Source organism: Variovorax sp. J22P240 (assembly GCF_030316855.1).
Classification (GTDB): Bacteria; Pseudomonadota; Gammaproteobacteria; order Burkholderiales; family Burkholderiaceae_C; genus Variovorax.
Genome location: NZ_JASZYR010000018.1, coordinates 17,413 through 30,785, shown reverse-complemented (window position 1 = coordinate 30,785; position 13,373 = coordinate 17,413). Strand labels below are relative to the sequence as shown.

Annotated in this window: 15 protein-coding genes; 11 read left to right on the top strand and 4 right to left on the bottom strand. The window is 67.7% G+C overall.

Features of this window, described 5'->3' with window-relative positions; translation table 11 throughout:
- Positions 1 to 97 precede the first annotated feature (97 nt).
- From QTI24_RS27460 to QTI24_RS27450, 3 genes are read left to right on the top strand one after another with little or no spacing between them, the layout of a single operon-like run.
- Positions 98 to 1,000, top strand: coding sequence for a DMT family transporter (locus QTI24_RS27460; RefSeq protein WP_286604738.1), 903 nt, complete (start codon positions 98 to 100; stop codon positions 998 to 1,000).
- Positions 997 to 1,911 (top strand): glutaminase, encoded by a 915-nt coding sequence (locus QTI24_RS27455; RefSeq protein ID WP_286604736.1) that lies wholly within the window; start codon positions 997 to 999, stop codon positions 1,909 to 1,911. The genes QTI24_RS27460 and QTI24_RS27455 overlap by 4 nt, the downstream gene beginning before the upstream one ends.
- 22 nt (positions 1,912 to 1,933) lie before the next feature.
- Positions 1,934 to 2,410 carry a hypothetical protein gene (locus QTI24_RS27450; RefSeq protein WP_286604734.1) on the top strand — a complete coding sequence of 159 codons (477 nt, stop codon included), beginning with the start codon at positions 1,934 to 1,936 and terminating at the stop codon, positions 2,408 to 2,410.
- On the opposite strand, the gene QTI24_RS27445 is transcribed toward QTI24_RS27450, so the two are convergent.
- Complete coding sequence (locus QTI24_RS27445) at positions 2,411 to 3,442, bottom strand: LacI family DNA-binding transcriptional regulator (protein WP_286604733.1); 1,032 nt, start codon at positions 3,440 to 3,442, stop codon at positions 2,411 to 2,413. It lies immediately after the preceding gene.
- A gap of 135 nt (positions 3,443 to 3,577) precedes the next feature.
- On the opposite strand from QTI24_RS27445, the gene QTI24_RS27440 reads away from it, so the two are divergent.
- The 7 genes from QTI24_RS27440 to QTI24_RS27410 all read left to right on the top strand — a co-directional run bounded on the left by QTI24_RS27440 (position 3,578) and on the right by QTI24_RS27410 (position 9,280).
- Positions 3,578 to 4,447, top strand: a complete 870-nt coding sequence (locus QTI24_RS27440) for a dioxygenase family protein (protein WP_286604842.1) — start codon at positions 3,578 to 3,580, stop codon at positions 4,445 to 4,447.
- A 135-nt stretch (positions 4,448 to 4,582) separates the two neighbouring features.
- Positions 4,583 to 5,347, top strand: coding sequence for an SDR family NAD(P)-dependent oxidoreductase (locus QTI24_RS27435; RefSeq protein ID WP_286604732.1), 765 nt, complete (start codon positions 4,583 to 4,585; stop codon positions 5,345 to 5,347).
- Positions 5,344 to 6,231: a beta-keto acid cleavage family enzyme gene (locus QTI24_RS27430; RefSeq protein WP_286604730.1), complete on the top strand. Its 888-nt coding sequence runs from the start codon at positions 5,344 to 5,346 to the stop codon at positions 6,229 to 6,231. The genes QTI24_RS27435 and QTI24_RS27430 overlap by 4 nt, the downstream gene beginning before the upstream one ends.
- Positions 6,228 to 7,223, top strand: a complete 996-nt coding sequence (locus QTI24_RS27425) for a quinone oxidoreductase family protein (protein WP_286604729.1) — start codon at positions 6,228 to 6,230, stop codon at positions 7,221 to 7,223. Before QTI24_RS27430 ends, QTI24_RS27425 begins: the two co-directional genes overlap by 4 nt.
- Before the next feature lie 13 nt (positions 7,224 to 7,236).
- Entirely contained in the window at positions 7,237 to 7,596 is a 360-nt protein-coding gene (locus tag QTI24_RS27420; RefSeq protein ID WP_286604726.1) for a cupin domain-containing protein, read from the top strand.
- A gap of 69 nt (positions 7,597 to 7,665) precedes the next feature.
- A complete protein-coding gene (locus tag QTI24_RS27415; RefSeq protein ID WP_286604724.1) occupies positions 7,666 to 8,646 on the top strand; it encodes a tripartite tricarboxylate transporter substrate binding protein in 981 nt (326 codons plus the stop codon).
- A 172-nt stretch (positions 8,647 to 8,818) separates the two neighbouring features.
- Positions 8,819 to 9,280 carry a CopD family protein gene (locus tag QTI24_RS27410; protein WP_286604722.1) on the top strand — a complete coding sequence of 154 codons (462 nt, stop codon included), beginning with the start codon at positions 8,819 to 8,821 and terminating at the stop codon, positions 9,278 to 9,280.
- 21 nt (positions 9,281 to 9,301) lie between these two features.
- On the opposite strand, the gene QTI24_RS27405 is transcribed toward QTI24_RS27410, so the two are convergent.
- Positions 9,302 to 10,192: a LysR family transcriptional regulator gene (locus tag QTI24_RS27405; RefSeq protein WP_286604721.1), complete on the bottom strand. Its 891-nt coding sequence runs from the start codon at positions 10,190 to 10,192 to the stop codon at positions 9,302 to 9,304.
- Between the two features lie 88 nt (positions 10,193 to 10,280).
- On the opposite strand from QTI24_RS27405, the gene QTI24_RS27400 reads away from it, so the two are divergent.
- A complete protein-coding gene (locus QTI24_RS27400; RefSeq protein ID WP_286604720.1) occupies positions 10,281 to 10,547 on the top strand; it encodes a YjiS-like domain-containing protein in 267 nt (88 codons plus the stop codon).
- On the opposite strand, the gene treF is transcribed toward QTI24_RS27400, so the two are convergent.
- Together treF and QTI24_RS27390 are read right to left on the bottom strand one after the other, a co-directional pair.
- Positions 10,465 to 12,135, bottom strand: a complete 1,671-nt coding sequence (treF, locus tag QTI24_RS27395; RefSeq protein WP_286604716.1) for an alpha,alpha-trehalase TreF — start codon at positions 12,133 to 12,135, stop codon at positions 10,465 to 10,467. The genes QTI24_RS27400 and treF overlap by 83 nt on opposite strands.
- Complete coding sequence (locus tag QTI24_RS27390) at positions 12,132 to 13,373, bottom strand: CaiB/BaiF CoA transferase family protein (protein ID WP_286604714.1); 1,242 nt, start codon at positions 13,371 to 13,373, stop codon at positions 12,132 to 12,134. Before QTI24_RS27390 ends, treF begins: the two co-directional genes overlap by 4 nt.

Below are 13,373 nucleotides of genomic sequence, written 5' to 3'. Positions count from 1 at the left end.
TATTGCCGGCTTTGGATCGTGGCGATTTGATGCTCCACGGGCCTCGCGTTAGCGTGGTGGAAGACGCGCGAACGACAAATCGAACACCAGACAAGCAATGACCGACCGCAAGGACCATCTCGACAGCCGCGCCACCACGATCCTCGTCGCCTGCTGCGCGTTCTGGGGGCTGCAGCAGATCCTCATCAAGACGACCGTCACCGAAGTGCCGCCGCTCTGGCAGGCGTCGATCCGCATGACGGGCGCCGTCTTCCTGCTATGGCTGTGGTGCAGGTCGCGCGGCGTTCCGCTGTTCGAACGCGACGGCACGCTGCCGGGCGGGCTGCTGGCCGGGGCGCTGTTCGCGGGCGAATTCACCTGCATCTACATCGGGCTGCAGCACACCTCGGCCTCGCGGCTCACGGTGTTTCTCTATACCTCGCCCTTCGTGGTCGCCGTGCTGCTGCCGCGCGTCGTGCCGTCGGAGCGGCTGCGCGGCATGCAGTGGGTCGGGCTCGCGCTGGCCTTCGCGGGCGTGGTGCTGGCCTTCAGCGAAAGCTTCGGGCACAGCACGTCGAGCCAGTTGCACGGTGACGCGCTCGCGCTCGCGGCCGGCGTGCTGTGGGGGCTCACGACCATTGCGATCCGCACCACGAAGCTCGCCACGGCCAGTGCCGAGAAGACACTCTTCTATCAAATCGCGGTGACCGCGGCGGTGTCGCCAGTGCTGTCGCTGCTGCTGGGCGAGCGCTGGAGCTTCTCGTATTCGACCTACGCGTGGTTCTCGATCGCGCTGCAGACCGCCATCGGCGCCTTCGCGAGCTACCTGGCCTGGATGTGGCTGCTGCGGCATTACCCGGCCACGCGCATTTCGTCCTTCACCTTTCTGACGCCGTTGTTTGCGCTGGTGTTCGGCGTGGTGCTACTGTCGGAATCGCTCACCTTGCAACTCGTGCTGGCGCTCGCCGGTGTGGCACTCGGGATCGTGATGGTGAACCGGCGTCCCACCTCGAAGCCATGAACTTCCAGCCCGTCCTCGACCAGATCAACGCCGAGATGCGCCCGCTGCTGGGCGCCGGCGGCGCGGTGGCCAGCTACATCCCCGCACTGGCGCGCGTGCCGGCGAACCAGTTCGGGATCGCGCTGCGAACCCGCGACGGCGTCGAGGCTTCGGCGGGCGACGCGGCCGCACCCTTCTCGATCCAGAGCATCTCCAAGCTCTTCACGCTCACGCTCGCGATGCGCTGCATGGGCGACGCGCTGTGGGAACGCATCGGTCGCGAGCCCTCGGGTAACCCGTTCAACTCGCTGGTGCAACTCGAGAACGAACACGGCAAGCCCCGCAATCCCTTCATCAATGCGGGGGCGATCGCGGTGGCCGATCGGCTCGTCAGCCGGGGACATTCCAAGCCCGACGTCCTGGCCCTGATGACGAGCCTGTGCGGCGAGCCGGTCGGCGTCGACGAAGAGGTCGCCGCGTCCGAAGCGGCCACGGGCTATCGCAACATCGCGCTCGCCAACTTCATGAAGAGCTTCGGCAAGATCGACAACGCGGTGAGCGAAGTGCTGGACATGTACTTCCACCAGTGCGCGATCCGCATGAACTGCGTGCAACTGGCCCGCGCGGCATGTTTTCTGTGTCGCGACGGCGCGCACCCCTTCGATGGCGAGCCCGAGGTCACGACCGAGCGCCACACGCACCGCATCAACGCACTCATGCTGACCTGCGGCACCTACGATGCCGCCGGCGACGTGGCTTTCTCGATCGGCCTGCCCTGCAAGAGCGGCGTGGGCGGCGGCATCGTTGCCGTCGTGCCGGACCAGCTCACGCTCTGCGTCTGGTCGCCAGCGCTCGACGCGACGGGCAATTCCCTGCTCGGCATGAAGGCACTCGAACTCTTCGTCGCGCGCACCGGCCTTTCCATTTTTTGATCCGCGCGAGCTGCGCACCCCCATGACAGAAGAAACTGCAACTCCCATTCAGGAAGCCACCCTCTGGAGCGACGAACTCTGGACCGCAAGAGTCATCAAGAACGAGGACGACGACGGCTGGGCGGTCGCCATGACGCGCCACGGCGACCCCGAGCCCGCGCTGGTCGGGCCGTGGACCATGGGCCGCGACAAGAAGAACCCCAAGCCGCTCGACGCGCCGGCCTTCCACACGCTGGTGAAGACCGCCTCCGAAGTGCTGCGCCGCCACGAGCAGCAACTGCATGCGCAGCTCAATAAGCACCTGAGCCTCGGCGCGGGATCGGAGCGCATCCGCGTGTCGCTGCAGATCGTGCCGGACGAGGACAACCCGCATGCCGTGCTGCGGGCGCACGACGAATCCGGCGAATCGCTCGGCGAAGCGCGAGTGAGGCCGGACTTCAAGCTCAACACCGCGAGCGCAGAGGCCTGGATCGAAGGCGGCTTCCAGAACCCGCGCTGATCAGGCGGTGGTCGCCAATTCGCGCGTCGATTCGCGCACCACGAGTTCCGGCCGCAACACCACCGTCGACGCCGACAGCGCCTTGCCTTCGATTTCATCGAAGAGCATTTCCGCCGCGCGCCAGCCCAGCTCGCGGTGCGGCAGGCGGATGGTAGTGAGCGGCGGATTCACCATGTCGACCAGCGGCATGTCGTTGTGGCCGGTGATCGAGATGTCCTGCGGCACGCGGATGCCCTGCTCGCGCAGCACGTCGTACGCGCCCAGCGCCACGAGGTCGTTGCAACACACGACGGCCTCGGGTCGCGCATGGGCGACTAGTAACTGCCGCATGGCGGTCCGGCCCGCTTCGCGGCTGTAGCTCTCGCATTCGACGACGCAGGCCAGCTCGAGCCCTCGGTCGCGCAGCGCTTGCTCCACGCCCTGTCGGCGGCCAACGCCCGTCGGGATGTTCTGCGGGCCCGCCAGGTGGCCGATGCGCCGATGCCCTGCCGACACCAGATGGTCGACTGCCAGCTTCATCGCCAGGCGGTCGTCGCTCACCACCGCTGGCAGGCGACCGGTCTCGTCGGCGCGGTTCACGAGCACGGCGTGCATGCCCGCCTTGGCGATGTAGTCGACCAGCGGATCGTCGCGCGTGGCAGTCGCCATCACCAGCCCGTCGACCCGCTGCGCCAGCATGCGCTCGACGATCGGCCGTGCCAGCGCGTGGTCCACGACGTTGGTCACGAAGACAAAGTAGCCGCGCGCCGCGGCGCTGGCCTCGATGCCCTGCAGGATCGGCGGAAACACCGGATTGGTGATGTCCGGCACCAGCACGCCGATGGTGTGCGTGCGGCCCGTGCGCAACGCAGATGCCGCACGGTTGGGCCGGTAGCCAAGCTTCAGCGCCGCCTCCTCGACCACGCGAAGCACCTCGGCGCTGATGAGCCCGCGCTTTTCCGGATTGAGCGCGCGAGATACCGTGGACACATGCACGCCCGCGACCTGCGCGACGTCGCGGATGGTGACGGTGGAGGATGCGGAAGGGTTCATGAGTGCAATCGATTGAACTTGACGGAACTGGCCATTTGACCCGGTTTTCATAAGGGTCAAGGGCATACCCTGATTTTACGTTCCGGCCAAACCGGAGTTTAATTTGCAAACGTTTGCATAAACCTCTTGCCCACCATGAACATCGTCACCACCCCCGACTCCGTGCTGCAAATGGCCCTCCATGCCATGGAGCGCACCCCCGACCCGCGCCTGCGCACTGTGATGGCCGCGCTGACCCGCCACCTCCATGCCTTCGTGCAGGAAGTGAAACTGACCGAGGACGAGTTCGAGCACGCCCTCGGCTTCCTGGTCGCCATCGGCCAGGCCAGCGGCGACACCAAGAACGAGGTCGTGCTGGCGGCCGACCTGCTCGGCGTGTCGACGCTGGTCGCGCTGCTCAACAACCAGGACCCGCAAGGCGAATCGCCGGCCGCGCTGCTGGGGCCGTTCTGGCGTGCGCATGCGCCCGTGTGCGATGCAGGCGAGAACATCGCGCGCTCCGAGACGCCGGGCGGCGTTCCGCTGGAGGTCTCTGGCGCTGTTCGCACCGCCGACGGGCAGGCGGTGGCCGGCGCCATCGTCGATGTCTGGCAGGCCTCACCTGTGGGCCTCTATGAGAACCAAGACGCGGCGCAGGAGGACATGAACCTTCGCGGCCGCTTCCAGACCGATGCCGAGGGGCGCTTCCACTTCCGCAGCGTGCGACCGGCCGGCTATCCGGTGCCGACCGACGGACCGTGCGGCGACCTGCTGCGCGCGCAACTGCGGCATCCGAATCGCCCCGCGCATCTGCACTTCATGGTCAGCAAGCCGGGACACAAGGTTCTGATCACGCAGGTGTTCGCGGACGACGACGAGAACCTCGAAAGCGACCCGGTGTTCGGCGTGACACGCAAGTTGATCGGCCGCTACGAACTGGAGCAAGGCGGTCAGCGCGCGACGCTGCAACACGACTTCGTGCTCGAGCCCGGTGAAATGAAGTTCCCGCGTCCACCTATTCCTTGAGCACCCCCAGGCTTGCCCACTTCGTGTGGCCGCCAACCCCTTGCAGGGGGCGCTGCTGGCGCACCGGCGAAGCCGGTTCCGCTGCAGCCCCCCGAATGCCCACTCCACTCCAACGACTTTCACTTTGGGAATCTCATGAGCTTTGACCCCGCATCCCGACTCGACGGCAAGGTGGCCGTCATCACCGGCGGCCTCGGCGCGATCGGCTACGCGAGCGCTCGCCGCCTCGCAGCGCTGGGCGCGACCTGCGTGCTGCTGCACCGCAAGGGCGAAGACGCCGACGCCCGCGCCGCCGCACTGCCCGGCGCCGGCGGACAGCGCCATTCGGCGATCCGCGCCGACATCGTCGACACGCCCAGCCTGCAGCGTGCCGCATCCGAAGTGCAATCCACCTACGGCCGCTGCGACATCCTCGTGAACAGCGCCGGCCACACGCGGCCGGTGCCCGCGGCCGATCTCGACGCGCTGACGGACGAACTCATCGACGAGCTGCTGCGCGCCAACTTCCGCGGCGTGTTCGCCACCATCCGTGCCTTCGCGCCGCTGCTGAAGGCCAGCGGTGACGGGCTGGTGGTCAACATCTCCTCGATCGCCGGGTTCACCGGCGTCGGCAGCAATCTCGCGTACGTCGCGGCCAAGGCCGGGCTGGACGTGGTGGGCGACGCGCTCGCCAAGGCACTGGCGCCGGCCGTGCGCGTGGTATCGGTATCGCCGGGTGCGGTCGAATCCGATTTCGTGCCGGGACGTGGCGAAGACTTCAAGGCCAAGATGGCGAACACCACGCCGCTCGGCCGCATCGGGCTGCCCGAAGACGTGGCCGCCACGGTCGAAGCGCTCGCGACCACGCTGCGCTTCGTCACGGGCACGCGCATCGTGGTCGATGGGGGGAGGCATCTGTGAACACGAAGACCCTCATCACCTGCGCCGTCACGGGCAACCTCGTGAAGCCGGAGCAGACGCCGCATCTGCCGATCACCCCCGCACAGATCGCGGACGAATGCCTCGCCGCTGCGGAAGCCGGCGCAGGCCAGGTCCACATCCATGTGCGCGACCCCGAGACGGGCCGCCCCTCGATGCAGGTCGAGCTGTACCGCGACGTGGTCGACCGCATCCGCCGCGCGAACCGCGAACTCATCATCAATCTCACGACCGGGCCGGGCGGCCGCTTCATCCCCAGCGAGGACGACCCCAAGGTGGCCGCGCCGGGCAGCACCTTGCTGCCGCCGGAGAAGCGCGTCGAGCACATTGCGCTGATCAAGCCCGACGTCTGCTCGCTCGATCTCAACACGATGAACTCCGGGCCCGACGTCGTCATCAACACGCCGAAGAACGTGCGCCGAATGGCCAAGGTGATCCGCGATGCCGGCGTGAAGCCCGAGCTGGAGATCTTCGATTCGGGCGACATCCACATGGCCCTCGACCTGATTGCCGACGGCACGCTCGAAGGGCCCGCCATGTGGACGCTGGTGCTCGGCGTGAAGTACGGCTTCATGCCCACGCCGCAGACCGTGCTGTACGCCCGCGACATGCTGCCGCGCGGCGCCTTCTGGAGCGCCTTCGGCATCGGCCGCATGGAGTTCCCGATCGTGGCGCAGGCGTGGCTGCTCGGCGGGCACGTGCGCGTCGGCATGGAAGACAACATCTACCTCGAGAAAGGCGTGCTCGCGCAGAGCAATGCGCAGCTCGTGGCGAAGGCGCGCGACATCATCCAAAGCCTGGGCGGCGAAGTCGCGAATGCGCGCGAAGCGCGTTCCATGCTGGGACTGCGGGAGGTTGCCCGATGAGCGCGGTCATCAACGACAGCGCCCGCGCATTGCGCGTAAGCCAGAAGGCCGCGAACCTGGACGCCCTTCGGCTCGAAGCCGCACCACAACCCCAACCCGTCGCCAAGTCAGGCTTCGCCGTGGTCAAGGTCGGCGCGGCTGCCGTCAACCCCAGCGATGTGAAAGCCGCGCTGGGCCTGATGCCGCAAGCCGTGTGGCCGCGCACGCCGGGCCGCGACTTCGCCGGTGTCGTGGTGGACGGCCCGAGCGATTGGATTGGCCGCGAGGTCTACGGTTCGGGCGGCGACGTCGGCATCACGCGCGACGGCTCGCATGCGCGCTTTCTGGTGCTCCCGGTGGCTGCCTTGCGCGACCGGCCGCGCAGCATTTCGATGGATGAGGCCGGCGCCGTCGGCGTGCCCTTCGTCACCGCCTACGAGGGCTTTCGCCGCAGCGGCATGCCGCAGTCGGGCCAGACCGTGCTGGTGCTCGGGGCCAACGGCAAGGTCGGCCAGGCCGCGGTGCAGCTCGCCGCGCAAGGCGGCGCACGCGTCATCGCAGTGCAACGGCGTGCCGGGCCTTTCGAGGGCTTCGCGAGTTCGCCGATCGACGTGATCGATGCCACCCAGGACGACATTGCGGCGCGCGTGCGCGAGCTGACGAACGGGCGCGGCGTGGACATCGCCTACAACACCGTCGGCAGCGCCTACTTCGAAGCCGCAAACAAGTCGATGGCCAAGGGCGCGACGCAAATCCTGATCTCCACGCAGGACCGCGCGGTGCCTTTCGACATCTTTGCGTTCTACCGTGGGATGCACACCTATGTCGGCATCGACTCGCTCGCGATGGACTGCATCGCCTCGACCGCGCAGCTCGATGCGATGCGCGAGGGCTTCGAGCGCGGCACGCTGAAGCCCTTCCCTGTAGCGCGCGCTTTCGCGCTCGACGAGGCGCTCGATGCCTACCGCCTGGTGCTGTCGGGAAGCACCGACCGCGTCGTGCTGCGCCCCTGAGGAGAAGCACATCATGAACGTCACCCGTTTCGACTCGGCGCCAACCTACGAGGCGCCCAACCACTTCGACATGCGCTGCCTGCGACTGCAGGGCAAGGATGCCGGCCCCTCGACGCAGATGTGGATGGGCATGAGCCAGATCCTGCCCGGCGGTCACACCACCCTCGACGGCTCGCCGATCGAAAAGCTCTACCTCGTGCTCGAAGGCCGGCTGACCGTCGTCTCCGAACTCGACGGCCGGCAGGACGAGCAGGACCTCGGCCCCTACGACAGCTGCCGCTTCGCGCCCGGCGAGAAGCGGCAGCTCGTCAATCGCACCAACCGCCCCGTGCTGGTCGCGCTGGTGATGGCGAACGCTCCGCCGCCAGCCTGAGCCGCAAGGCGCATCCCTCACGTCGTATTTCATACCCCAACGATTCAACGATTCCAACGGAGACACACCATGACGACATTCTTCCCCGGCCGGCGCCAGCTTCTCACCGCCGCCCTCGCCTTGTGCGCCCTCGCCAGCGCGCACGCCCAGGGCGATTGGCCGCGCGGCCAGACGATCCGCATCGTGGTGCCGTTCACGGCCGGCAGCGGCACGGACATCGTGGCGCGCCTGATGGCGGAAAAGCTCGGGCCTGCGATGGGCACCAGCGTGATCATCGACAACAAGCCCGGCGCGGGTGGCACGCTGGGCGCGGCGCAGGTCGCCAAGGCGCCGGCCGACGGCTACACGCTGCTCATTCATTCCGCCGGGCATCTGGTGAACCCGTCGATCTATCCGAACCTCTCGTACGACACGCTGAAGGACTTCGCCGGCGTCACGCCCCTGGCGAGCCTGCCCAACGTGCTCGTCACCTCGCCCAACCGCTTCGTCGACGAAAAGGATCTGGTCGCGCAGGTCAAGGCCAAGCCGGGCAGCTTCAACTACGGCTCGGCGGGCAACGGCTCCGCCACGCACATGAACGCCGAAGTGTTCCGCCTCGCTGCCGGCCTGCAGGCCCAGCACGTGCCTTTCCGCGGCACGCCGGAAGCAATGACCGAGGTGATGGGCGGCCGCATCGACTGGTTCTTCGCACCCATGGTGTCCGCGCTGCCACTGATCAAGGACGGACGCCTCAAGGCCCTGGCCGTCGGTACCGACAAGCGCTCGGCCGTGATGCCGCAGATCCCGACCACCGTCGAGGCCGGCGTGCCCGGCTCCGAATACCTCTTCTGGGTCGGCCTCTTCGCGCCGGCCAAGACGCCGAAGCCCGTCGTCGATCGCCTGCAGGCCGAGGTCGCGAAGATCATGGTCGCGCCGGATCTCAAGGACCGACTCGACAAGCTCGGCGCGGAGCCCTTCACGATGCCGTCGGCGCAGTTCGACAAGTTCCTCGTGGACGAGACGGCCAAGGCGCAGCAGGTGGTGAAGGCGGCGGGGATCAAGGTGGACTGACGAGTTCGCCCCCAGGCTTCGCGCACTTCGTGTCGCTTCGCCAACCCCCGGCCGGGGGCAATACCGGCGGCCCGGCGAAGCCGGTTCCGCGGTATTTCTGGACTTGGCCGTGCCGGTTTCATTCCTTTGCGCGCGACCGGACGCACAGCGGCGATCTGGACTACGCTTCGCCATGTCCCTCTCCGCCATCCTCCTCTTCCTGCATCTGCTCGCCGCCGCCTTCTGGGTAGGCGGCATGGCATTGATGCACTTCGCCGTTCGACCGGCTGCCGTGGCGACGCTGGAGCCGCCGATGCGGCTGCCCTTCCTGGCGGCGACGCTCTCACGCTTCTTCGCCGGCGTCTCGACGGCCATCGTCGTGCTGCTCGCGAGCGGATTGCTGATGGTCTGGATGTCGGGCGGCTTCGGGCGCGTTCACTGGAGCGTGCACGCGATGCTCGCGATCGGGCTGGTGATGATGGCGCTGTTCCTTCACATTCGATTCGCGCCCTACCCGCGGCTGCAGCGCGCCGTCGCGGCGCGCGAATGGCCGGTGGCTGCCGCCAACCTCAATGTGCTTCGCAAGCTGGTCGCGGTGAATCTGGCGCTGGGCGTGCTGGTGTTCGCGATGGCCGTCGTCGGACGCGCCCTCTGATCTGCGACACCCGCACACGCGCTACCGCTGGCCGAAGCGCTCCAGAACCTGAAGCACGCTTTCGGTGGCGCCATCGAGCGACGGACGCGGCCGGTGCGCGATGCCCAGATGCCGCGTGAGCTTCGGGCTCAGCGGCAACACTTGCAGCCGCTCGTTGAAATCTGCGCCCACCGGCTGATGCACTGGCAGCACCGCCGCTCCGTACCCGGCCGCCACCAGTGCGAGCATCGCCGCGTCGAAGTTGAGTTCGATGCGCGGGCGCGGCGCCTCGCCAACCGCAGCGAACCATTCCATCGTGAGCCGGTACATGTGCGTGGTCGCGTCATTGATGATCAAGGGCTTTTCGGCCAACCATCGCGGCGTCACGCGCTTCGGCGCCACCCACTTCTTCGGCAGGAAGGCCATCATTGGCTGGCTGCGCCAGCGCGTGACCACCAAGGCCCGTGTCGGCGGCTGCGGAACCGCCACCAGGCCGATGTCCAGTGTGCCCATCGCGAGTCGCGACATGGCCTCGGTCGAGCCAAGGATGTTGACCTCGACGTCGATGCCGGCATGGTCACGCTCCAGTGCCTCGAGCACCCGCGGCAGCAACTCGATCACCACGCCGGTCGAAGTGCCCAGACGCACGCGACCCACGCGCCCCTCGGCCTGGCGCCGCACGGCGTCCACCGCGTCGTCCGCATCGCGCAGCAGCCGCCGCGCGCGCTCCACCAGCGCAGCGCCCGCCGCCGTGGGGGTGACGCGGCGGCTGCCACGCACGACCAGCCTGGCGCCGAGCCGCGATTCGAGTTCGCTGATGTGCAGGCTGACTGTCGGCTGGGCCAGATGCAGCGCCTGCGCGGCCGCCGAGAAAGTGCCGAGGTCGGCGATGGACACCAGCGTGCGGAGTTGATCGAGGTTGAGCTGTCTCATCAGGAATTCTGATTGGTAGTTACAGAAATCTCAACTTCCACAATATCACGCGAGCTTGCACCATGGCATCCCATCCAAGGAGCCTCTCATGCCGTCGTCCAAGCCCGCCCTCTTTGCTGCCATCGTGGAGACGATTCGCAACGCACGCCGCGTCGGCCGGGATCAACGGCTGCTGCGTGCGATGAGCGAGCGCGAGTTGAGCGACCTCGGCGTCGGCCGCAGCGAGATTCCGGGGTTGCTTCAGGAAAGCACAGCGGCCGGCCGCACGCAGGTCAGCGATGCTGCGGCGCCGCGGAGTGGGCCACGCAGCCATGCGCGGTGTGGCGCGGATGGAGGGCCAGCAGCGCGGCCGTGACGCCGTTGGTCCAGCCGAAGCCATCCTGCAGCGGGTATTCGCCACCGCTGCCGCCTTCGGTGCCTTCGTTCTCCACGTGCCGCATGGCGTACTTCTCGACCAGCTTTCCCTCGCGCTCGTAGACGGCCGCCACGGTCGCGAGCCAGCGCCTGGCGATGGTCCCTGAGAGCGCGTCGTGGCCGTAGTCGGCCAGGCCGCGGACCGCCATCCATTGCATGGCGGCCCAGCCGTTGGGCTGGTCCCATTGCTGGTCGCCGCCGCATTCGGTGGTCGACAGGCCGCCGTGCGCCAGCAACCTGCGCGACACGGTGTCCGCCAGCGCTTGCGCTTGCGCCGGTTCGGCGATGCCGACGAAGAGCGGCACGACGCAGGCGGCAGTCAGGCAATCGCGCAACTCGCCGCGGCGCCAGTCGTAGTCGAAGTACGCGTTGTGCTTCTGATCCCAGAAGTACTCGTTGATCGCGGCCTTGCGCGCGTCGGCACGCGCGGCGAACTCCTGCGCGGCGGTGGCATCGCCGGCCTGTTGCGCGAGCACGGCGATCTTCGACTCCAGCTTGTGGAGAAAGGCGTTGAGGTCCACCGGCAGGATGTCCGTGGTGCAGATGCTCGCCAGCGACGGGGCCGTGGCCGCGCGCACATGCGGCCGGTTTCGCCGCGTGCTGTGCGGCGGCGGCGATCGCAGCCAGCGTGTGCTGAAGTCCCAGCCCGATTCGCAGGCAGCGCGGATGTCGCGGTAGATCGAGGCCGCATCGCGCTGGCACGATTGCGCCGTCGTCACGTCTTCGAGCCAGGATTCCTCGCGCGGCGTGTCGCGCTCGTCCCAATAGCGATTGAGCAGGGCACCGCCGGGCAGGCGCACCACGCGCCGTGCGGCCTGCCCTTCGGCCAGCGTGTCGCTGCCATTCATCCAGAACGCGTGCTCCTTGCGAAGCTGGGGAAGGAAGTCGACTTCGGCCGCAACGCCATGCACTTGCGCGAGTTCGACCATCAGCGCGAACACCGGCGGCTGCGAACGGCTCAGGTAGTAGATGCGGGTGCCGTTCGGCACGTGGCCGTAGGTGTCGATGAGGTAGGCGAAGTTCTCCAGCATGCCGCGCATGAGTTGCGCATGGCCTTCGCCGCACAGGCCGAGCAGGGTGAAGTACGAGTCCCAGTAGTAGAGCTCGCGGAAGCGACCGCCCGGCACGATGTAGGCACGGGGCAGTTGCAGCAGCGAGGACTGAAGCGGATGAGCCTGCGGATGCCGCGTGAGCACGTTCCAGAGATCGGCGATGTGCGCGTCGATGGGCTGGCCGGGTACCGACACATACTCGGAAGGCGCCTGCTCGATCACCTCGAAATGCGCGTGCACGAAGGCGGCGAGATCGAAGCCGGGCTGCGACGACTGCGCGCGGTAGGCCACGAGGATGTCCGCCGGCTCGATGCGCGGCGCGCAGTCGACGAAGCTCTTGCTGTCGGCAAAGACGTGGTTGGACTGAACCGCGATGAAGAGTTCTTCATAGCGGTCGGCCGGGGTCAGCGTATCCGGCGCAGGCGCGGCGGCCGCGCGCGTCGAGCGCTGCGTGCCGGCCGTGCCCGCGTGGCTCACACCACGCCCGCCTCGCGCAACGCGGCGCGCCGTTTCTCGTCGATGCCCAGTTCGGCCAGCACCTCGTCCGTGTGTTGCCCCAATGCAGGCGGCGCGTGGCGCAGCACCGGCGGCGTGGCCTGCAAACGCAGCGGGCTCGCGACACCGATGATCTGCTCGATGCCGTCACCCGCATCGCGCGGCAGGCTCACGGCAAGCCCGCGCGCCTTGACCTGATCGTCATCGAAGGCCTGCGCGATGTCGTTGATCGGTCCGCAGGGCACAGCCTTGTCTTCGAGCAGTGCGATCCATTCCGCGGTGGTGCGGGTTCGGGTCACGACTTCCATCTGCGGCACCAATACTTCGCGATGCTTCACGCGCAGCGTGTTGGTGGCAAAGCGCGGATCGCTGGCCCAGTCCGCATGGCCGGCGGCTTCGCAGAAGCGGGCGAACTGGCCGTTGTTGCCGATGGCCAGCAGCATCGCGCCGTCCTTCGTGCGGAAGTCCTGGTAGGGCGCGAGGCTCGGATGGCTGTTGCCCTGACGCTGCGGTGCCACGCCGGTGTTGAGGAAGGCACTCGCCTGGTTCGCGAGGATCGCCATGCCGACGTCGAGCAGTGCCATGTCGATGTGCTGACCTTCGCCGGTGCGGTGCCGCACTTCGATCGCAGCGAGGATCGCGGTGCTTGCATAGACGCCGGTAAACAGGTCCGTCAGCGCCACGCCGACGCGCAGCGGTCCGCCACCGGGGGCATCGTCGGGACGGCCGGTGATGCTCATCATGCCGCTGGTGGCCTGGATCATCAGGTCGTAGCCGGCGCGCGAGGCATGCGGTCCGTCATGACCGAAGCCGGTCACGCTGCAATAAATGAGGCGCGGGTTCGCCGCGCGCAGGGATTCGTGGTCGAGTCCGTATTGCTTGAGGCCGCCGGTCTTGAAGTTCTCGACCAGGATGTCGCTCTGCGCGGCCATCTGCTTCAACAGAGCCTGCCCCTCGGCCGTGGCCATGTCGATGGTGACCGAGCGCTTGTTGCGATTGCAGGCGGTGAAGTAGGTTGCCTGGTTGGTGTCCCTTCCTTCGGCATCCTTCAGGAAGGGCGGGCCCCAAGTCCGCGTGTCGTCGCCGACGCCGGGGCGCTCGATCTTGACGACGTCCGCACCCAGGTCCGCCAGGATCTGGGTGCACCACGGGCCCGCAAGCACGCGGGAAAGATCCAGAACCTTGAGGCCCGCGAGGGCGCCTTCCTTCGGCGCCGCCAT

What these genes read in the sequence shown, in the direction of transcription:
- QTI24_RS27440 (WP_286604842.1), top strand. Translation starts at nt 3,578, where the DNA reads ATGAACATCGTCACCACCCCCGACTCCGTGCTGCAAATGGCCCTCCAT.
- QTI24_RS27435 (WP_286604732.1), top strand. Translation starts at nt 4,583, where the DNA reads ATGAGCTTTGACCCCGCATCCCGACTCGACGGCAAGGTGGCCGTCATC.
- QTI24_RS27390 (WP_286604714.1), bottom strand. Translation starts at nt 13,373, where the DNA reads ATGGCGGCGCCGAAGGAAGGCGCCCTCGCGGGCCTCAAGGTTCTGGAT.
- QTI24_RS27405 (WP_286604721.1), bottom strand. Translation starts at nt 10,192, where the DNA reads ATGAGACAGCTCAACCTCGATCAACTCCGCACGCTGGTGTCCATCGCC.
- QTI24_RS27455 (WP_286604736.1), top strand. Translation starts at nt 997, where the DNA reads ATGAACTTCCAGCCCGTCCTCGACCAGATCAACGCCGAGATGCGCCCG.
- QTI24_RS27400 (WP_286604720.1), top strand. Translation starts at nt 10,281, where the DNA reads ATGCCGTCGTCCAAGCCCGCCCTCTTTGCTGCCATCGTGGAGACGATT.
- QTI24_RS27410 (WP_286604722.1), top strand. Translation starts at nt 8,819, where the DNA reads ATGTCCCTCTCCGCCATCCTCCTCTTCCTGCATCTGCTCGCCGCCGCC.
- QTI24_RS27445 (WP_286604733.1), bottom strand. Translation starts at nt 3,442, where the DNA reads ATGAACCCTTCCGCATCCTCCACCGTCACCATCCGCGACGTCGCGCAG.
- QTI24_RS27415 (WP_286604724.1), top strand. Translation starts at nt 7,666, where the DNA reads ATGACGACATTCTTCCCCGGCCGGCGCCAGCTTCTCACCGCCGCCCTC.
- QTI24_RS27460 (WP_286604738.1), top strand. Translation starts at nt 98, where the DNA reads ATGACCGACCGCAAGGACCATCTCGACAGCCGCGCCACCACGATCCTC.
- QTI24_RS27450 (WP_286604734.1), top strand. Translation starts at nt 1,934, where the DNA reads ATGACAGAAGAAACTGCAACTCCCATTCAGGAAGCCACCCTCTGGAGC.
- QTI24_RS27420 (WP_286604726.1), top strand. Translation starts at nt 7,237, where the DNA reads ATGAACGTCACCCGTTTCGACTCGGCGCCAACCTACGAGGCGCCCAAC.
- QTI24_RS27425 (WP_286604729.1), top strand. Translation starts at nt 6,228, where the DNA reads ATGAGCGCGGTCATCAACGACAGCGCCCGCGCATTGCGCGTAAGCCAG.